The sequence below is a fragment of the Pseudomonas alkylphenolica genome (genome assembly GCF_000746525.1).
GTDB classification, from domain to species: Bacteria; Pseudomonadota; Gammaproteobacteria; order Pseudomonadales; family Pseudomonadaceae; genus Aquipseudomonas; species Aquipseudomonas alkylphenolica.
In genome coordinates, this window is sequence record NZ_CP009048.1 from 2834770 (window position 1) to 2855195 (window position 20426).

Annotated in this window: 16 protein-coding genes; 10 read left to right on the forward strand and 6 right to left on the reverse strand. The window is 59.7% G+C overall.

Features of this window, described 5'->3' with window-relative positions; all coding sequences use genetic code 11:
• The first annotated feature begins 127 nt into the window (after window positions 1-127).
• From qhpR to budC, 3 genes are all read left to right on the forward strand, one after another.
• Window positions 128-1180, forward strand: a complete 1053-nt coding sequence (gene qhpR / locus PSAKL28_RS12935; protein ID WP_051939349.1) for an AraC-like transcriptional regulator QhpR — start codon at window positions 128-130, stop codon at window positions 1178-1180.
• 64 nt (window positions 1181-1244) lie between these two features.
• Window positions 1245-2300 (forward strand): AraC family transcriptional regulator, encoded by a 1056-nt coding sequence (locus PSAKL28_RS12940; protein ID WP_038610913.1) that lies wholly within the window; start codon window positions 1245-1247, stop codon window positions 2298-2300.
• 228 nt (window positions 2301-2528) lie between these two features.
• Window positions 2529-3317, forward strand: a complete 789-nt coding sequence (budC, locus tag PSAKL28_RS12945; protein WP_038610915.1) for a meso-2,3-butanediol dehydrogenase — start codon at window positions 2529-2531, stop codon at window positions 3315-3317.
• Between the two features lie 137 nt (window positions 3318-3454).
• Here budC and PSAKL28_RS12950 read toward each other — a convergent pair whose 3' ends face one another.
• Window positions 3455-4450: an NADP-dependent oxidoreductase gene (locus tag PSAKL28_RS12950; protein WP_257011891.1), complete on the reverse strand. Its 996-nt coding sequence runs from the start codon at window positions 4448-4450 to the stop codon at window positions 3455-3457.
• A 340-nt stretch (window positions 4451-4790) separates the two neighbouring features.
• On the opposite strand from PSAKL28_RS12950, the gene PSAKL28_RS12955 reads away from it, so the two are divergent.
• The 7 genes from PSAKL28_RS12955 to PSAKL28_RS12985 all read left to right on the forward strand — a co-directional run bounded on the left by PSAKL28_RS12955 (window position 4791) and on the right by PSAKL28_RS12985 (window position 10866).
• Window positions 4791-6206: a VOC family protein gene (locus tag PSAKL28_RS12955; protein ID WP_051939352.1), complete on the forward strand. Its 1416-nt coding sequence runs from the start codon at window positions 4791-4793 to the stop codon at window positions 6204-6206.
• Between the two features lie 63 nt (window positions 6207-6269).
• A complete protein-coding gene (locus PSAKL28_RS12960; RefSeq protein ID WP_038610920.1) occupies window positions 6270-7280 on the forward strand; it encodes a thiamine pyrophosphate-dependent dehydrogenase E1 component subunit alpha in 1011 nt (336 codons plus the stop codon).
• Between the two features lie 15 nt (window positions 7281-7295).
• Window positions 7296-8339 carry an alpha-ketoacid dehydrogenase subunit beta gene (locus PSAKL28_RS12965; RefSeq protein ID WP_084589110.1) on the forward strand — a complete coding sequence of 348 codons (1044 nt, stop codon included), beginning with the start codon at window positions 7296-7298 and terminating at the stop codon, window positions 8337-8339.
• 8 nt (window positions 8340-8347) lie between these two features.
• A complete protein-coding gene (locus PSAKL28_RS12970; RefSeq protein ID WP_038610923.1) occupies window positions 8348-8590 on the forward strand; it encodes a lipoyl domain-containing protein in 243 nt (80 codons plus the stop codon).
• Between the two features lie 9 nt (window positions 8591-8599).
• Complete coding sequence (locus PSAKL28_RS12975) at window positions 8600-9289, forward strand: 2-oxo acid dehydrogenase subunit E2 (protein WP_038610926.1); 690 nt, start codon at window positions 8600-8602, stop codon at window positions 9287-9289.
• Between the two features lie 2 nt (window positions 9290-9291).
• Window positions 9292-10005 carry a lipoyl protein ligase domain-containing protein gene (locus PSAKL28_RS12980; RefSeq protein WP_051939354.1) on the forward strand — a complete coding sequence of 238 codons (714 nt, stop codon included), beginning with the start codon at window positions 9292-9294 and terminating at the stop codon, window positions 10003-10005.
• A gap of 72 nt (window positions 10006-10077) precedes the next feature.
• A complete protein-coding gene (locus tag PSAKL28_RS12985) occupies window positions 10078-10866 on the forward strand; it encodes a hypothetical protein (protein ID WP_038610929.1) in 789 nt (262 codons plus the stop codon).
• An 85-nt stretch (window positions 10867-10951) separates the two neighbouring features.
• On the opposite strand, the gene PSAKL28_RS12990 is transcribed toward PSAKL28_RS12985, so the two are convergent.
• The 5 genes from PSAKL28_RS12990 to PSAKL28_RS13010 form a co-directional block, all read right to left on the reverse strand.
• On the reverse strand, window positions 10952-13321 hold the full coding sequence (locus PSAKL28_RS12990) for an arylsulfatase (protein ID WP_038610932.1): 2370 nt from the start codon (window positions 13319-13321) through the stop codon (window positions 10952-10954).
• 58 nt (window positions 13322-13379) lie between these two features.
• Window positions 13380-15749, reverse strand: coding sequence for an efflux RND transporter permease subunit (locus PSAKL28_RS12995; protein ID WP_096335668.1), 2370 nt, complete (start codon window positions 15747-15749; stop codon window positions 13380-13382).
• Complete coding sequence (locus tag PSAKL28_RS13000; RefSeq protein ID WP_038610934.1) at window positions 15746-16873, reverse strand: WD40/YVTN/BNR-like repeat-containing protein; 1128 nt, start codon at window positions 16871-16873, stop codon at window positions 15746-15748. Before PSAKL28_RS13000 ends, PSAKL28_RS12995 begins: the two co-directional genes overlap by 4 nt.
• Before the next feature lie 74 nt (window positions 16874-16947).
• Window positions 16948-18297: a DUF1329 domain-containing protein gene (locus PSAKL28_RS13005; protein WP_038610937.1), complete on the reverse strand. Its 1350-nt coding sequence runs from the start codon at window positions 18295-18297 to the stop codon at window positions 16948-16950.
• A gap of 14 nt (window positions 18298-18311) precedes the next feature.
• Window positions 18312-20132, reverse strand: coding sequence for a DUF1302 domain-containing protein (locus tag PSAKL28_RS13010; RefSeq protein WP_257011892.1), 1821 nt, complete (start codon window positions 20130-20132; stop codon window positions 18312-18314).
• Window positions 20133-20426: the final 294 nt, after the last annotated feature.

Here is a 20426-nt window from a genome sequence, read left to right on the forward strand (position 1 = left end):
TGGCATCGCCGAACTATCCCCGCTGTCGGTATTAGCCGGGCTAACCATAAAAATAATGACAGGCTCGACCGGATGCGCTTACCTGATGGCGCCGTCGGTCGCAAGCAGACTCAGGCCGAACTTGACTATGACTGCAATCGTCCGTGGCAGCGCACTCCTTGGATTTGCCCCTTTCGCGACTGAACAGGGGCTGCACGCCAGCCAATTGTTATCCGAGGTGGGGTTGCCTACCGATGCCCAGGATCATCTCGACTGCGTTATCCCCTACAGCCAGTTCAATGCCTTGTTGGAATTGGGGACCAAGCGCTCTGGCAACCCGCTGTTTGGGCTTGAATTCGGGCTTCATCAAGGCGTTGCGATCCTGGGCAACTTGCTGTACGTGATCCAGAACGCAAGCACCGTGGGAGAGGCACTGAAAGCACTGCGACAGTACTTCCACATCCACAACAGTGGTGCCGAGATTCACCTCGAGCTGTTTGGCGGACAGGCGCGATTGTCCTATGAGATTACCGTTGGCGATGTAACCTCAGTGCGCCCGGACGTGGAGCTAGCCTTGGCCGTCGGCCAGCAACTGATGCAAAGCCTGCTGGGACGTCGATGGCGCCCCAGTGCCTTACAGTTTCGTCACTCGGCCATGGCTGCCGTCGCCGACTATCGACGCTTGCTCGGAATAAGCCCACGATTCGATTGCCCTTACAACGCTTGGGTGTTCGATGCTGCGCTACTGGAGATCCCGTTAAGCGCTGCAGATGAACACCTGCAGCAACTTGTCAAACAGCATATTGAAGAACTGTCGCAGCTCTCGCTGCAAGAGCTGCCAGCTTTCGTGCAGAAGCTGCTGCGTGACATGCTCCCTCACGGCAAAGTGAAGATCGAGCAAGTCGCGGCCTACATGATGATCAGCCAACGGAGCCTGCAACGCTATCTGCTGGAGGAAAACACCAGCTTCCAGGAGCTGCTGGACCAGACCCGGCAATCTTTGTCGTCACGTTACCTCTGCGACTCGTCCATCAACATGACCCAGGTGGCAGGCCTGCTCGGCTATGCTGATTTGAGTGCATTTTCCCGCGCCTTTACCCGCTGGAATGGGCTCAGTCCACGCCAGTGGAAAAAGCTCCACCGCCAGGAACTACGCCCGACATCTTCAAGTAAAACGTCAAGCCGAGAAGTAATCGCTTGATGTCTGTGCCCTGCCAGCGGGGCTTGCCTGCGTCGACTTCTAATACAGCGAGAATTACAAAAAAATGGCTGTCAATCCCTTTGTTCGCGCCCTCAGTCTGTGCCATTTCGAGGACTTTGCCTGCAGTCAGGGGCTCAAGGCTGACGACATGCTGCGTCGTTCTTCACTTCCGTTAGAGTTACTCAAACGCCAGGAGGGCATTCTGTCCTACCGACGTTTCTGTGCCCTGCTGGAGCTGTGCGCGCGTGAGTCGGGCAACCCGTTGTATGGGTTGCAGTACGGCCTGCATCAAGGTGTCAGCATCTTCGGCCCGTTGCTTTACCTTATTCGCAACGCCAGCACCGTAGGGGAGGCACTGGAAGAACTGCGCCAGAACTATTCCCTGCAAAATGGCGCAGCCGAAGTCGGTTTCGAGATCGAAGGCTCCCTGGCCGTGCTCAGTTACCACATCAGCGATCAGGAGCTGAGCGGGGTCGCCCAGGCTGAAGAGCTGGCTACCGGCATCGGTATTCAACTGATGCGCACCCTGGTCGGTAGCCACTGGCAACCAGGTGCTGTGCTCTTGCGTCATCTGCCGCTAGCAGAGCCGGCCGCCTACCGACGCACACTGGGCTTCCTTCCGACGTTCAGTGCGAATTGCCCGGGCTTGATGTTCGACGCTGCGGTCCTTGCGCTGCCGCTGGCGGCATCAGACCAGATGCTGCATGGACTGATCGCTCAGCACATCGAGTGCATGGAGCGCCTGACACCGGACGAGCTCCCTAACTACGTCAGGCAACTGCTACGCAACTTGCTGCCCAGCGGTCGGGTGACCATCGAAAAAGTTGCTGACTGCATGGCCCTCAACCCACGAACGCTGCAGCGCAAACTCGCTCAAGAAGATACCGCGTTCCAGGTGCTGCTGGATCAGACGCGTCAACATTTGGCCCAGCAATACCTCGAAGACGCCTCCATCAGCGTTGCACAGATGGCCGGATTACTCGGCTACGCGGATCTGACGGCATTCTGCCGCGCTTTCCACCGCTGGTTTGGGGTCACCCCCAGGGAGTGGAAAAAGCGTCAACATCCAGGACTACAGCCGCGCTTGCTGCGCAGTCGTCACCTGCGCGCACTGCGCTGAGCTTCAGCGATTCATCAAAGGGCACCCCCGTGCCCTCCTCCATTCAAATGTCAACTTTGCGGCGCATTTTGCAAAGTTCGCTACCTCAACCCTGAATAGTCTCTATTTGACCCGCCTGCTCGCCAGTCCATGCGGCACGTCGGCGCGCTGACACTGTCACCGTGCACCGACACCCGTTGGACGGCTAGCCAAAAAGGCCGGGAATTCCCCCCCTACAGGAGCCCTCTCATGGGATTGCTGAATAATAAGAAGACCATCATCACCGGAGGTGCCTCTGGCATCGGCGAACAAGCAGTTCGCCTGTTTGTAGCAAACGGCGCGCACGTGGTGATTGCAGACCGGAACAGAGAACTCGGCCAGGCACTGGCCGACGAGCTGGGTGAGAACGTACATTTCTGCGCGGTCGATCTCACCGAACCGAAGCAAATTGAATCCATGATTGCACAAGCCGTGGAAACCCTCGGCGGACTGGACATCCTGATCAACAACGCAGGCTACGGCATCTACGGCCGCACTCATTTGATCGACCCTGAAGACTGGCATCGCATTGTCGACGTCAACCTTAATGCCCTGTACCACACCTGCCGTCATGCCGTACCCCACCTGATGAAACAAGGCGGTAGCATCATCAACACCGCTTCGGTGTCTGGTACCCGCGCCGATTATGGTTTCAACGCCTACACCGCAGCCAAAGGCGGGGTGATCAATTACACCCGTGGTCTTGCGCTGGATTACGCGCTGGACAACATACGCGTCAATGCCATTTCCCCCGGTTTGATCGAGACCCCGCTGACTTCGCCGCTGCGTGGTCACCCGGACGTACTGCAGAGTTACATGGACAATATCCCCATGTCCCGAGCCGGCTCACCCGTGGAAATCGCCAAGGTCATGCTGTTCCTGGCCTCGGACCTGGCCTCATACGTCACCGGTCAGGAAATCGCCGTGGACGGTGGTGTGACCGCCTGGAACGGTCAACCTCGCTTTCCCCGCCACTTCGGCGATACCGTCATTCGTTGAGTAACATCACGCTCCGGTGACCTCTGATCACCGGCGCGTTTCTTTGCCCCCCACACACGGCAAAAGGCCGCGCCTACCCAATCACTAGGTAGGCGCGGCCTTGTGTGCTGAGAGGGCTGCAGGGCAGCCCCGATAATTTAGAGTTCGACCAGTAACTTGCCTTTGTTCTCGCCGCTGAACAGCAGATTGACGCCATCGATGGCGCTGTCCAGGCCCTTGAGCACGTGTGCACGGTATTTCAGCTGGCCTTTTTGCAGGTACCCGCTCAGCGCTTGGGTAGCCTGAGGAATCTTGTCGTAGTGATCAACGATCACAAAGCCTTCGACGCGCAGCGCCTTGATGTTGATGTCGACCCAGCTTGGGCCTGGTGCTGGTACTTCGCGGCTATAGTCGGCAATCATGCCGCAGACAGTCACGCGACCAAAACGGTTGAGTCGATCAAAGACCAGATGCTGGGCGGCACCGCCGGTGTTTTCAAAGTAGACGTCCACGCCATTCGGGGTGGCTTCGGCCAACTCAGCAGCCAGATTCGCAGAGCGGTAGTTCAAAGCAGCGTCGAAACCGAGCTCCTCGACCAGCCAGCGGCACTTCTCTTCGCTACCGGCAATACCCACTACCCGCAGGCCCTCGGCCTTGGCCATTTGCCCGACCAACGAGCCCACCGAGCCGGCGGCGCCAGACACGACCAGGGTCTCTCCAGCCTTGGGACGGGCGATTTCCATCAAGCCAACATAGGCGGTCAGGCCGGGTACATGCAGCACGCACAGCAGCGCTTCGACAGGCAGCTCGGCAGGAACCACCTGCATATCTGGCCCGCCCAACACGTACTCGGCCCAACCGGTAACGCCAACCACGCGAGCCCCTACGGTAAATGCCGGATTCTTCGACTCAACAACTTCACCCACGCCGAAGGCGCGCATTACCTCACCGATAGCAACCGGCGGGATGTAACTGCTGGGGTTGTCCTGCATCCAGGTGCGCATTGCCGGATCGAGTGACATGTGCGTCTGCTTGACCAGGAACTCACCCTCCTTGAGCGCAGGTGTCTCCAAGGTGATCGTTTCAAACGTGTCAGGAGTGATGTCGGTCGTGGGGCGCTTAACAAAAGTAATTGCTTTGTAATGCATGAGCATCTCGACTCGCTGTGTATTAAAGATAGGGGCACGACAGACACGCCTGCCTGGCCTAAAGGCAGACTAATCGGCGAAGGCCTTACTTATTTAGCAAATCGCGCCAATAACTCGGCCTTTGGCCCCATTTGCGCCCAATCCCACGCAGACCGTACTGCGCGCGCGAGTAAATGCCGCACGCTAATGTCCAGCGCGTTCACTGCGCCGCTTTGTCACGTAATGCACATCCAATGGCGCCATCGGCCAAGTTTCCCCGGCACGCCCACCGAATAATTCGACAACCCCGCCAAACGCGTGGGCAACGGAACGACCCCCTTTAATCACAACAATCAAGGTCCCGTCCATGAGCCAGCGGCTTTGCCAGATAGCCTTTAGCGTCAGCGACCTTAGACGCTCTCACCAGTGGTACCAGGATCTGTTCGGTTTTACGCCTGCCAATGGCACCGAATCGTTCAAAGGTTGGGCTTGCTCCAAAGTTCAAGGTGTGCCCGGTGCCCGCACCACCTGTTGGTGGCTGTTGGACACCCAGGAGCAGTTTCAGGTCGAACTCTTCGAGTATGAGCGTCCGGTCGCGCGCCCTTTGCCCCAGGACTGGCGCATGTGCGACATCGGCTACAACCTTGTCGGCATTCATGTTCCTGACTTCGATGCGGCCCTTGAGCGCGCCACATTCCTGGATACGCCGCTGATGGGCGATATCGTCGGTGCTCCTGGACAACGTCGTGTCTGCCTGCGCGATCCCGACGGGGCCGTACTGGAACTGATGGAAGATGATCCACGTTCATCCAACCCCCGTGTGCGTCCACGCGGCGGCCAGCGCTCCACTGTACGTTCCATTACGATGTCGGTCGCTGACATCGCACAAACACGGGATTTTTTCACCCGCGCACTGAATCTGGTGGAGTCCCATGACTCCCGCCTGCACGGTCCCGAGCACGAGGCCATGTGGGGGCTGCCCGGCGCCCAGCGTGAAAGCGCGCTGTTCTGGGCCGACGACATCCTGATCGAAGTCGTGCAGTACCAGCAACCCATAGGTCGGCCGCAACCTGAAGACTACCTGATCAGTGATCTTGGGATTCTCAACATTGCATTTGGTTTCCGTCATGAAAGCGAAATGCGTCGGGTCTTCAAGCGCACCATCAATTCAGGTGCCACGGCAGGACTGCCCTTCCCGCTCAGTGTTTTCCACTGGGCCGTTACCTACGTCAAAGACACGCAGGGCTTTTCTTACGAATTGCTCAATGTGCGCCCCTACTACGACCGTTTCATGGGGTTCACGGCCGGTCATTTCGACACCTTGGTGCATCACCAGGAACTGGTAAGTGCACCTCGCCAACTGATTTGGGACATCCTGGCCGACCACGCCAACATTGGCGACTGGTGGTGCTACCGCGGCCGTGTATTGCAAGAAGGCAGCGACCATCCGGCAGGTGTCGGGGCAAAGCGTGAACTGCGTTACTTGAACGAGCGGGTGGTCGAGGAAGTACTCGCCTTCAAGCCGCTGGAACGCATGGACTACCGCGTGATCAGTGGCGCTCCGGTGAAGTTCCACTTCGGTCGCATCGAGTTGCACGAGCACGCTGATGGCCGGGTTTTCGTTGACTACAGCATTCGTTTCAAAGCCCGCATTCCCGGTACGCAATGGCTGATGCGGCTGATCATCGGCGGACGCATGAAGCGCGCCACCCAACGCCTGAAAAGCCTCTGCGAGCAACGCAGTCAAGCGCCCCTGCCATCAACCCATCACGGCGCAGCCTGAATTCCGGCATGGCCGACAGCGCTTAAGCGATACGGCCATCACTCATCCAAGGGAGAACCTGCCATGCAAGCAACCCATGAACAGCTGCTGTGGATGTACCACCGCATGCTGCTGATTCGCGAATATGAAGACACACTGGCGATGGTGTATTTCGAGGGCAAGTTGCCGCCGCATATCCAGAAAGGCCTGGCCTTCGATATCGGTGCCGGCACCATTCCCGGCGAGATGCACTTGTCTGCCGGCCAGGAAGCTGCCGCCACGGGTGTCTGCGTGCACCTGGAAAAACAGGACTCGGTGTGGGGTACCCATCGCGCCCACCACTTCGCCATCGCCAAGGGCGTTCCGCTGGACCGTATGACGGCGGAAATCTTCGGCAAAGTGGACGGTTTGTGCCGTGGCAAGGGTGGCCATATGCACCTGTATGACACCGAGCACAACTTCGCCTGCAATGGCATCGTCGGCGCCGGCATTCCCCACGCCTGTGGCGCCGGCCTTGCCGCTCGCCTCAAGGGCAACGGTGCAGTGGCCATCGCAGAGTTCGGTGACGGCGCTGCCAACCAGGGTTCCTTCCACGAGTCCCTGAACCTGGCCAGCTTGTGGAAATTGCCGGTGGTTTTTGTTTGCCAGGACAACAACTACGGCATCTCGGTCAGCAAACAAGCATCCACTGCCGTCGAAAGCAACGTCGAGCGCGCAGCCGGCTATGGCATGCCAGGTATCCGCGTGGCAGAAAACGATGCCCAGGCAATGTTTGCTGCCGCTGGCGAAGCCATCGCCCGCGCGCGTCGCGGGGAAGGCCCTACGTTGATCGAGATGAAGGTGGACCGCTACTACGGCCACTTTCAGGGCGATCCCGAGGGCTACCGGCCTAAAGGCGAGGTGCGTGCGCTCAAGCAACACGACCCCATCGTCAAACTGGAAAAGCAATTGCTGGAACTCGGCGTACTTGACGACGCACAAGTCCAGAGCGCCCGCGAAGCGACCAGCCAACAGGTCCGGGCCGCTATCGCCTTCGCCCGCAACAGCGCCTACCCGGACGCTGCCGAGGCGCACCTGCACCTCTTCGCCGAATAAGCCCAGGAGCACGTTATGAGCAATGCCAGTAACTCGACCGAGGTTCGCACACTGCCTTTCTACATGGCCATGGTTGAAGCCATCCGCCAGGAAATGGCGCGCGACAGTTCGGTGTTCTGCCTCGGTGAAGACGTTGGCCAGATCGGCGGTGTTTTCCAGTCTACCGTCGGCCTGTACAAGGAATTTGGCGCGGAGCGTGTACGTGACACGCCGATCTCCGAAACCGCCATTCTCGGCACCGCCCTGGGTGCCGCCGCCCAAGGCATGCGCCCGATCGCCGAACTGATGTTCGTCGACTTCATGGGAGTGTGTTTCGACCAGATCCTCAACAACATCTCCAAAACCACTTACATGTCTGGAGGCCAGGTCAAACTACCGCTGGTGATCACCGCTTCCACCGGTGGTGGTATCTGCGATGCCGCACAGCACTCCCAGACCCTGCACGGCTACTTTGCCCACACCCCGGGCATCAAGGTCGTAGTGCCATCGAACCCCTACGATGCCAAAGGCCTGATGACCACCGCGATCCGTGACGACAACCCGGTGGTCTTCCTGTTCCACCGTGCATTACTTGGCTTGCCGGTGCTCGGCTATGTCGACTCACAGTTCGCCACCGAAGTACCTGAAGAGTCCTACACCATCCCGTTTGGCGAAGCGCGCGTTGTGCGCGAAGGCAGCGACGTGACGCTGGTGGCCTTTGCCCAAATGGTCCACAAAGCACGCCTGGCCGCGGTGGAACTTGAGGCGCAGGGCATCAGTGTTGAAATCATCGATCCACGCACCCTGGTCCCGCTGGATATGGACGCCATTGAGCGTTCGGTCGCCAGAACCGGCCGCCTGCTGGTGGTCGACGAGGACTATCTGAGCTTTGGCGTAACCGGCGAGATCATTGCCCGCATCGCCGAACGCCTGGACCGCATCAAGCTCAAGGCCGCACCACGCCGCCTGGCGATTGCCGACGTGTCCATTCCGTTCAGCCAGGCGCTGGAAAGCCAGGTGATCCCACAGGTCTCGAATATCGTCGAGTCCGTTCAAGCCCTGATCAACAACCCTTTGTGAGCACGACCATGACCCAGATCCATCTGCAAGACGACGCGTGGGAAGACATCGACGAAAGCACCGAGGCCTTGCTCGATGAGTGGCATGTCAAGGAAGGCGACAGCGTCGAGGCCGGCCAACTGGTGGCCTCGGTGATGGTCATCAAGACCAGCTTTGAGGTGCTCGCACCTGCCGCCGGCACCATCGGCAAGCTGCTGGTCGCCGCCCAAGACAACTTCAACCGGGGCCAGGCCCTGGCTGAACTGAACTGAGTAGCCAGCATGAGTGAGCAAGAACAGGTAGCGGACCGCACCCTGGTGCCCATGACCGGGCTGCGCGGGATCATCTCGCGCACCATGATCCAGGCCTGGCAAGCGCCTCGCGTTGCGCTCGGCCTGCAGATCGAAATGGACGCCTTGCTGGCCCGGGCCAAATCGCTGAGTCAAACCAGCGGTGTCAAGGTGACCCCGACCGTGTTGATCCTGCGCGCCTTGGCCGTGACCCTCAAGCAGCATCCGCGCCTCAACTCACTGATCACTGACAAGGGCATTGAAGAGGTGCATGCGGTCAACCTGGCCGTTGCCGTGCACACCGACAAAGGCTTGGTCACCCCGGTGATCCGTGATGCCGATTCCAAAGACAGCGTGCAGCTGTCTAAAGAGCTGCTCCAGCTAGCGCTGGCGGCGCGCGTCGGCAAGTTGCCACCGGCAGCCTTTCAGAAAGGCACATTCACGTTGAGCAACCTGGCCGCTGCAGGTATCGACTGGGTTACCCCCATCCTCAACCCGCCACAGGTGGGCATCCTGGGTGTCGGCCAGGCCCGCGAAGCCGTGGTAGTACGTGACGGCGCCCCGGCGGTGGCCAAGGTTGCCAGTCTGAACCTGGTGTTTGACCACCGGGCGGTAGATGGCTACCCGGCTAGCTTGTTCCTGCGTGATCTAGGCGCATGCCTAGAGGTGGCCGAGCTGTAACCATGAACAGGCAGATCACGCGCATCCAATGTGCTATCGCCGAACAGCAGTGGATCGACCAGCGCCTGGCCGAAGGCCTTGATGCCCCGGCCCTGGCCCTGATCGACTACCGCCAGCCCTGTGTGATCTACGGCCGACGTGGTGGTGATGCGCTGGCCAGCCGACAACGGGCCGCCGCGCTGGGCTACCAGGTACAGCAACGACGCAGTGGCGGTGGTGCCGTGCTGGCTGGACCCTGGATGCTCGGTGTCAATCTGCTGTTGCCCAGCACAAGCCCCTTTGCGGCGTTGAATCCGCTCGAAGCATTCCGTTGGTTCGGCGACATGTGGCGACAAGCCCTGGACGGTATTGGCACACCTCTGGTGCTCGCCACACCAGAGACTTTCCATCGGCATCAGCCGCTGGTGCAAGAAGGGGCTCTGGACTGGGTGTGTTTTGCCGGTATTTCCCACGGCGAGTTGCTTGATGCTCAAGGCCGCAAGGTACTGGGCCTTGCGCAATCTCGTGGCCGCTGGGGAGCGCTGCTCAGTGCTGGCTTGCTGATCGGCCCGACGCCCTGGGAGCAACTGGAGTACATCCATACCGGTCAGCGTCCCGACGCGTCGCTTATCCACCGCGTGACTGCACCGTTTGCCCCGGACTTTAACGCGCCAAACCGACAACGGCTGAGCGAACGGCTCTGCCGTCAGCTGCAACCTGCCCTGACGGGTCAGTAACTCCCTACAACCGCATCGATTGTTTTTTCCAATGCGCTTCCACCCCCTACTCTATTTTTCAGGAGCAACACGATGAACACACACGAGTGGCAACCTTGCTCTATCGACACCGGCGACCTCAACCTGGCCGGTGATGCCCTGCAACAGCAGTGGGACACCCTGCACCTGGGCACTCCAGAAGCCTTTTCGCAAAACATTGCTGTCCAGGACAGCTGGCGTCATTACCACTTGGGCGAGTTTGCCCAAGCTTGCGAAAAAGGCCTGGCCGCCGGCGGCGCAGGTGTGGTTCCCGCAGCCTTCGCCGCCACCATCTACGCCCAGTACCTGGAGCAAGACGACAAACGCCGCGCCTCGCTGTTCAAGCAAGTGATGAAGCTGTGCGAAGAAGCCGAAGACGCCGGCGTAGTCAGCGCCAACCTGCATTACATTCACGCCGTGGCCATGGGCCGCTACAGCCAGTCAATCTCGATTATCGAAGCGCTGGCTCAAGGCTTCGGCGGGCGCATGAAAGAACAGTTGCAAAAATGCCTGAAACTGGCCCCCAAGCATCCCGAAGGGCATGCAACCTTCGCTGGCTGGCATGCCGGTATTTCCGACCAGGCAGGTGCCCTGATGGGGCGGATGCTCTACGGTGCTACCCAGGATGAGGCCCACAAACACTATGAGCTGGGTGTCGCTCATGCGCCGCAGGCGGTGGTGCCGCGCATCGAATTCGCGCGTGGTCTGGAAGTAATGTATGGCGAGAAAGAGGCTGACGTTCGCGTCCATTTGAACCACGCACTGCAACTGACCGCTGTCGACGCCATGCAGCGCCTGGATCAGCAAGCGGCCCGTGAGCACCTGGCCCGCTTGCCTGCTTGAGCCCGGTATCGGTGCCCACGGCACTACCGATTGACCCTGCAAAAAAACCTCACCCTGACGGGGTGAGGTTTTTTCATCCCTGCAATTACTTGATCAAGGGCCTGGTCGGTGAAATTTCCACGGTGACATCCTCAAGGGTACCCGTGAAGGCATAGGGTAGTTGCTCACGGTAAACCGGCGAAGCGGGAGCGCCCAAGTCCATGCCTACATCGAGGGTCTCGGTAGCGGAAAAGCGTACTGGCACCACTCGCTCCGCCACCCCTGCCCCCACACGGCGGCCATTGGCCCATAGCGCCACTTGACCGCCAGTCTGTTCAACGAGGAAGCGGAACGGCGCCTGCTCGTACTGCATTCGCACCTGCACCTTGCCCTTGGGCAGCGGTTCACTGGACGAGACGCGATAGAGAGTTTTGCCGAAGAAATTGTAGTCGTAGTGCAAGCGCCCATCGCGTACATACAAGGCAAAGCCACCGGCACTGCCACCCTCGGCCAGAATCACTCCTTCGGCCCCATGTTCAGGTATCACGAGGTTGGCGGTGATGCTGTGGCTGCGTTGGTAGATCGGCAGTGCGCTACCTTCCGGGATACGGTTAATACCGGCCACATAGCGCACCTTGGTACGTCCGGCGACCACCGAGGGGCGTACGCTCAGCGCCCGTTCGACAAAACGGTCATCCAGCGGATACACCTGATTGCCACGTGCCTGTTCATCGAACAATGCCTGCAGTTGCTTCAGTTTTTCCGGCTGCTGGCCGGCCAGGTCATGGGCCTGGGAAAAGTCCTTGTCGATGTTGTAAAGCTCCCAGCGGCTGTTCGCGAAGCCCTTGGACCCCGTCAACTGCCACGGCACTCCCTGCATGGACGAGGCGATCCAGCCGTCGTGGTAGATAGCTCGGTGTCCACCGTTCTCGAAATACTGGGTGGTATTGACCTCTGGTGCCTTGGCACTGGCGAAGGTGCCGCTCAAGTCGTGGCCGGCCATCGGTAACTGCTCTACACCGTCGACCGACTTCGGAGCTGGCAAGCCCGCCGCCGTCAGGATGGTCGGGGCAATGTCGATAACATGGGCAAACTGTGTGCGCAAACCTCGCTGTTCCTGAATTTTGCGCGGCCAGGAAACAATCATGCCGTTGCGTGTGGCACCGAAGTGCGAAGGCACCCGTTTCATCCATTGGAACGGTGCCGACCCCGCCCAGGCCCAGCCAACCGGATAGTGGTTTTCATGCAAGGGACCACCGATCTCGTCGAGCTTGGCCAACTGCGCCGGCACCGAGTCAGGCACACCATTCTGGGTCATGACATTGTTCAGCGTGCCGACCATGCTGCCCTCGGCGCTGGCGCCGTTGTCGCCGGTCACATAGATCACCAAGGTGTTGTCGCCACCTGGCAATGCTCGTACGGTATCGAGCAGGCGACCGACTTCATGGTCGGTATGGGCAACGAAGCCGGCAAAGACCTCCTGGTGGCGGACGAACAGTTTCTTTTCATCGGCACTGAGTGAGTCCCAGGCTGGGATTTGGGCTGGACGCGGCGTCAATTCGGTATCGGCAGGTACGACACCCAGACGCTTCTGTCGTGCCAGGGTTTCCTCGCGTACCCGGTCCCAGCCCTGATCGAACTGGCCCTTGAACCGATCGATCCATTCACGTGGTGCATGCAACGGCGCATGCACCGCACCTGGCGCAAAGTACAGAAAATAGGGTTTGTCCGGGGTCACTGCCTGCTCCCGGCTGACCCAGGCAATTGCGTCATCGACCAGGTCGGTCGTCAGGTGATAGCCCTGTTCCGGCTTTTTAGCAGGCTCCACGGCCAGCGTATTGCGATACAACTGCGGCTCATACTGACTGGTCTCACCGCCGTGAAATCCGTACCAGTAATCAAAGCCCTGGCCGGTCGGCCAATGGTTGAACGGACCGTTGGGCTGAGTTTCCCAGTCCGGCGTGTTGTGCCATTTGCCAAAGGCCGCTGAACTGTAGCCATTGTCGCGCAGCACCCGCGCCACGCTGGCAGTCGATTGCGACCAGACCGTGTTGTATCCGGGGAAACCGGTAGCCAGCTCGGTAATGGTGCCAAAACCGACTTGATGCTGGTTGCGCCCTGTCAGCAAGGCTGCCCGCGTAGCCGAACAGATCCCGGTGGTATGCATGCGGTTGAAGCGCAGGCCCTGGTCCGCCAGGCGGTCCATGCCCGGTGTCGGAACCGGACCACCAAAGGTGCCCGGCTGACCGAACCCCATGTCGTCGAGCAACACCACCACGACGTTCGGTGCACCGGCCGGTGCGGTCACTGGCTGGGGAAAGTCGGCTGTCGAGTCGGCGAAGGTAGTACCTATCTTGCCCTTGAAGGCAGAGTCGGCGATCGGCAGCGTACTGCGATCCGGCTCCTGCGCGCTGGCGATTTCGCAGACCAGGGCCAAAGCGGCAAACTGTATCAATGTGGTAAAGGCGTACTTCATGTATTCCTCCATATCAAACACTCAAAAAGCAAACCGGCGCCCTGGGGCGCCGGCTGGTTTAGCGGGTGTGTCTGTCACATAACAGCATCGAGGCAATGGCTGGCAGCAAGACCAGTGCGCCGACCATGTTCCAGATGAACAGCAGCACCAGCAGCAAGCCCATGTCGGCCTGAAACTTGAGCGCCGAGAACGACCAGGTGGCCACGCCCAACGCCAGGGTGATACCGGTGAAGGCCACAGAAGTACCGGTCGTCTTGAGCGCTTCAAAGAACGCAGCGCGGAACTTCAGACCCTGGTGCAGGAAACCTTCCAGGCGGCTGTACAGGTAGATACCGTAGTCAACGCCAATGCCGACCCCCAAGGCGATCACCGGCAACGTCGCGATCTTCACACCGAGGCCCATCTGCGCCATCACCGCCTCACACAACACGGTGGACAGGTACAGCGGCGCCATCAATGCAATGGTCACCTTGATCGACTTGAACTCCCACAGCACTACCAGCGAAATAATCACAAACACCAGGATCAGCATCTGCTTCTCGGAGGTCTTGATCACGCTGTTGGTGGCGGCCTCTATACCGGCGTTACCGGCAGCCTGGAGGATCTTGAACTCACCGGTTTCGTGCTGCTGGACAAAAGCGTCCACCGCCGCGGATACCCGTGCCAACGTCTCGGCCTTGTGATCGGCCAGGTACAGATTGATCGGCGCCACACTGCAGTTCGGGTCGACCAGATCGGTCGGCGCCCCGGAGCGGGCGGTGTTCATCACGTACTGGTCGCGGGAGAGCTCCGCCCATTTGGGGTTACCTTCGTTACGCGTGAAGATGTTGAACCGAACCACGTCGTACAGGGACTGCACCGACTCCACCCCCTCGACTTCGCGCAGGGTTTGCGCCAAGCGGTTGGCAAGGTCGGCGGCGGCGAAGCGCGAACACTGCTCCTGCGGGGTGGTGAACATCACCACATACACATCGGTGCTGGTGGTGTAGTGATTGAGCAGATAAGCATTGTCCTGGTTATAGCGCGCCTCCGGTCGGAACTCTGGGGCACCAGCATCCAGGTCACCGATCTTGAGGTCTTGCCGAGCGTAGTAACCGACGCCCAGCAATACCAGACTGCCGAGGATCAGCGGAATCGCATACCGAGGCTCGACCACCGCGCTCAGACGGCGGAACACCGGCCAGGAGGAATTGGCGCGTTTTAGCTGTTGCGCCATGCCGCGCGGGCTGACGCCAACATAGGACATTAATACCGGCAGCAGGAACATCTTGGTGAAGATGGCCACGAATACGCCGATACTGGCGGTGATCGCTAACTGCTGAATCACCCCGATGTCGATCACCAACAAGGTCAGAAAACCCACCGCATCGGCCAACAACGCAGTGGTGCCGGGGATGAACAACGCACGGAACGTACGTCGAGAGGCCTCCACCTTAGTACAGCCGTGGCCCATCTCGCTCATCATCAAGTTGATGTTCTGTACCGCATGGCTGATGCCAATGGCGAAGATCAGGAACGGCACCAGGATCGAGTACGGGTCCAAACCGTAACCCAACACGCTCAGCAGGCCGAGCTGGCAAATGACGGTGAGCAGGCAGGTCAACACCGTGACCGCCGTGCTGCGCCAGCACCGGCAGTAAATATAGAGCATTACCGTGATAAGGCCGACGGTGATGGCAAAGAACATGGCGATGTCGGCGGCCGCGGCCAGCAAGTCACCAATGATCTGGGCAAAACCGATCACCCGAATGGTGACACCTTGGGCACCAAAGTGCTCGCGAACGTCTTTCTCCAACGCCTGGGTGAAGGCACCATAGTCCAACGGCTCGCCGGTCTGTGGGTCGTTCTCCAGCAACGGAACGCGGATCACTGCCGAGCGAAAGTCATTGCCAACAAAACTACCCAGCATATTGGCTTTCAGGATGTTCTGGCGCACCTGGGCCAGCGATTCGGGGCTGCCATTGTAGCCATCGGGGATGATTCGTCCGGCGCGAACACCGCCGGTGGTCACCTCAGTCCAGACCGCGTTGGGTGTCCACAACGATTTAAGATTACCGCGGTCGACCCCAGGAATGTAGAACACCCGGTCGCTGGCCTCACGCAGCACTTCCATGAACTCGGGTGTCAGGATCTCGCCATTGGGGTTCTCCACCAGCACGCGCAACACGTTGCTTTGCGGGCGTAGCACATCTTCAAACTTGAAGTAGTTCTGGATGTACGCATGGCCGGTCGGAATCATTCGATTGAAGCTGGCGTCCGGACGCAGGTCCTGGGATTTCCAGCCCAGCACCAGGCAGGCAACAGCAAAAAAGGCCAGCACCGCCAAGCGGTGGTGGAACAGGACCCGTTCCATGAAGTCCACCATACGCGGCAGAAACCCCACTGACTTTTGTCCAGTAGTTGGCTCGATGTTCATCTGGATGCTCATTTCAGCTGCTCTCTGAATTCGGACACAGTCAGTACCCGCAGGCCTGAGCTACCCACCAGTACCAAGCGTTCACCGGGCAGCGCAGCAGCGCCGAGCCAGGCGCTTTTGCCCGCACCCTCCCAGATCCGCAACTGATCAGGACGAAGGCCGTGAAGGACTACGCCGCCCTGGCCGGTCAACACCACGCTGCCGTCAGCCAGTTGCGTGCCACCGTAAAGGTTGGCTTTGCTCGGTGTGGCGATGGTCTGCCAGTTAGCGCCCCGATCATCGCTCTGGAACAGGGTGCCCCCGAAGCCCAGGGCCAGCAGGCGACCATCGGCCAATTCCATCAACTTGTAGAGCGAGGCATCGGTCAGGGTCTGTACTGGTTGCCAGTGTCCTTCGACCTGGCGATACAAGCGCCCGCCCTCCCCGGCCACCACCAAGCTGCCATCGGTCAAGCCGAGCACGGCATTCAGGTGCAAGCGTTGCGGGTTATCCAGGCCAGACACGAAGTCCCAACTGTGGCCCGCATCGCGGGTGTGCAGGACCATGCCGTAGGCGCCGACCGCCCAGCCTTCGTTGGCATTGCGAAACCAGATATCGAGCAATGGCCGCGATGGCCCGGGCTCGGCACCTGCGGTGGCATCATCAAGGGCGAAGTTGGCGTCATCCAGGGCTGCCGACACTGCTTCGTCGCCATTTGCCGACGCGCTGACCTGCTCCAGTCGGGCCACCTCGGCCTCGGCCCAGGCGATCATCATTTGGCTGATGGCGCGGCCGTCGAGCTGGAGCTTCCAGGTAAGCCCACCATCGGTGCTATTCAAAATTGCGCCGTCATGACCTACTGCCCAACCGTTTTTGTCATCGACGAAATGCACCGCCGTAAGCAGCAAGTCGACCGGCACATCGGCCTGCTCGGTGCTCGACACCCCGCGTGACAGGATGTGACCGTTGGCACCGACCATCACGGCGCGATCGCCCACCCGCTGTACATCAGTCAGCGGCGACTGGGCAGCCCGTGTGCTCAACCGAGAAGCGCGCTCTAGTCGGTCACCCAGCGGCGCGGTATCGGCCATTACCGTTTGGGAAATCAGCACCAACCCCGCCAGCAAGGGCGGGACAAGCTTAGAAATACTGTTCATAGGCATCTTCCGCTATTGACTCAAGGGCGCAGTCGACAACACCGACTGCGCCCGTTCACGCCGAGTGCGGCAGGTCAGCGCCCGCTACGGCGCAATGCAGCCGGATTGAAATCCTTCAACTCGGCTTTGAGGCCAAAGCGAGCTGGCTTTTCTTCGTTCATGAGGCCGTAGGTGATGTAGCGGCGGGCCTGCAGGTCGTAGGACACATCACTGACATAGAATGCCGAGCCGACGTCGTAACGCTGCAGTGCATGCGCCTCTTGCAGGCGCCACAACTCGCCACGACCGTCGTACAGGTCAACGGCCAGAATGCCCCAGCTGTCTTCATCGATGTAGAACACCCGCTTGGCGTAGATATGGCGTTCGCTAGGCTTGAGCGTGGCCTCCACCACCCAGACACGGTGCGGCTCATAACGGACCAGGTCCTGATTGAGGTGAGAGGTCTGGATGATGTCCTTGTACTTCAGGTCGCGACTCGCCAACTTGTAGGTGTTGTAGGGCACCAACATTTCCTTCTTGCCCAGCAACTTCCAGTCGTACTTGATTGTCGAGCCGTTGAAGATATCGACCATGTCCATGGTACGCAGGCCGGCGGAGGTCTCTACCGGGGTGTCGAAGGACACCTGCGGCGCCCGCAGTACGCGGCGCTGCCCCGGGTTGTACTGCCAGGCCAGACGTGGCTCGGTCACCTGGTCAATTGGTTCGTGTACCAGGGTCTGGATTCCGGCGACACTTTCCGGCGAAACCACCTTGTCGGTGTAATAGAACAGGCGGTTTGGCTCTGGATTGCCCATCGCCGACGCCATCATCTGTTTGGCTTCACGACGCACCGGGGTGAAGCTGCCGTTGGCCTGGACCACCATCTCGACAGGCGTGGTCTGGTAGCCGCTGGTACGGTAGCGCACCAGGTGATTGTAGATCGCCTCGATGCCCGACTTGGGAATCGGGAACGGCACACTCGTACCCTGATAATTGAGCATGCCGTTGCCACCGGGCGCCAGATCTACCTGGGTGGATTCCTTGGCGATCTTGGCGTACTCCTCCTTGGGCAGTGCCGCCGTGCGATGGCTCGGGTAAACATCCATCTTGTAGCTGGGGAACTTGGCAAGCAGCGCTTGATGGCCAACGGTCAACTGATCGGCGTATTGCTTCATGTTGGCCGCGGTGACGGTGTACAGCGGCTTTTCACTGGCAAAGGGGTCAACGTAGCCCGTGTCGGCGCTGTAGCCAGCCGGTGGCTGGGTCAAACCACCGGTCCAGGCCGGAATGGTGCCGCTGGCATTGCCTGCTTTCAGCCCGCCTGTTGGAGTCAGGTCCTGACCCAAACGGGCCGCTTCGGCGGCATCGAGTTTGGCCAGGGCGCTGCCGCTGGCAAGGGAAAAAATAGCGCCGAGCACGGCAGCAGAGAGCAGGTTCCGGTTCATAACGTACCTCATTATCAGAAGCCCATACGCAGGCTGAGGGCAACAAAGTCACGGTCGGTAGCGGCGAACGCGGTATTGCCGGTTCCCGACCAGGACAGTTCGGCGGAGTAGTTCTGCAGGTAATCGGCTTTCACACCGACCGAGCCCAAAAGGCGGTCCTCGACAAAGTTGCCGTCGTGGGACCAGCCCTGCACGTCTTGGCCGAAGGCCACGTAGGGCGACACGTTCACCCCGGCAACCAAGCCTGGGTAATCCAGTTGCATACGCATGCGGTAGCCCCAGGAGAACTTGGTCGCATTGCCATCGCTGGAGCAGGTGTACTTGCGGTATTGCGCCGGGCTGCCGGCTGCGCAACCTGCGGCATTGCCATCGGCGAAATCGGTCCCGTAGAGATCGCCTTTGATATAACGGCGATCTTCGAGGCCCGGCAGGTCATGTACGTACTTGGCAGCCGCTTCACCCATCACGCTGAAGTTGCTTGCGCCGAGCACTTGCGGGATCGACTTGATAAAGCCCAGGGAGAACTGGGAAATCTCCCGACGGTCATAGCCGTTATAGACCGAGCCAGGGGCGGCATTGATCGCATCCTGGCCCAGGGTCAGGTTCTGGCCAATGGCGCCGGCAATCGCTGCCGGATTACCTGCAAAGGCCGGAATCAAATCACCGGTGGCAAGCTGGATAGGCTGGTTAGGGCGATAGCTGTACTCGCCGAACACCGACGTACCCAGGATGTTGGTCGAGAAACTCAAGCCATAGATGCGGATGTCTTCGGGGTAGTCGCCAAAGTACTGCGCGTTAGTGCCCTGCTGCCCGGGGATAAAGCCCGGCCCAATCGCCGCTCGCGAGTCGGTGATCACGCTGGCGAAGGGCGTACGCGAGTGGATGTTCATGGCATAGGCGCCGAACTCGGTACCAATGCTGTCGGCAAAGTAACGGAAGGCCACGCCGAACTGCCCGTCGTTTCGTGCGTCGTTGTCCTCGGCGCGATGCAGGATCAGATCGTTTGCGAACGCTTGCTGATCGTTGGCGCCGGCCAGTGGAACGCCAAAGCAACCCGCCTCTCCACCGGTGATGTAGTCGTTGGCCGCGAAGTAGGTACCGCAGCCTTCAAGTACCGTCTTGCGCCACTTGAGCTGGTAGAACGCCTCCATGCTCAGGGCATCGGTGAGGCCCAGGTTGAAGTAGGCAATCGGCACCGGCAACAAAGCTTCCTTAAGTTGCGAGCCAGGACGGCGCAGGGCGGCGACATCGATAGGGTTCACCGAGTTGATGCCGTTCTGGAAGAACAAGCCTTCACCCCAGTTCACTACCTGATTACCCAGGCGCGCATGCAGCGGGTGGTCAGCGATGTCGAAATCACCAAACACGTAGGCATCGAGCAAGGCTAAACCCTGGAACTTGGCCAAGCGATCGTAATGGCTGTCGTCCAGCTTGCTGTTTGGGGTGTAACCGTTGGCCGAATGGCCATAGTCGACCGAATCGTTGCTCAGCGAGTAGTCATACCAGGCTTTGCCGCGAACAAACGCACCATAGTTTTGCCATTTCAGCTCGACTTCGCCGAGCAGCGTCACTGGCGAAGACACCACTTCCCGACGCTTGTGGTAGTTGAGCCGCGAATCATCGATAGTCTTGGCTCCACTGGGGTTGAACTGCCCAGCCGAGCCATAGCCGATGCTGTCGGCGTTGCCTTGAAAGATGTAATCGTTGTTCGGTCTCTCGGCGCTCCATATAGCGCCGGCACTGAGGCTACCATTGTAACGTCCACTCACCTCACCCCACTCGAATTCGCCCGCCAGCGCCTGCTGGGAAATGGCTAAAGCAAGGGGGGAAAGCACGGTTCCAGCCAGAAGACTACGAGCACGGGCAGACTTGCCCTGTGGGGATATCATGGAGCACCCTCCGGATTATTTTTATATGAGGTCGCTCTGGAAGGCGGAATTCGTGGTGTAGATGTCGATCTTCGCGCACTCGTCAGAGTGGCCCGATCATGCGGTGGATCGACTTGGTCCCTCTTTGCATATCACGCCAGTATCCTGACATTTTCTGCCGCGCCCTGACCGCGTATCCGGTCGACTGCAGCCTACAAATCCATGCACTCCAGCGACTGATGCCGGGCGTCCACAAAGCCA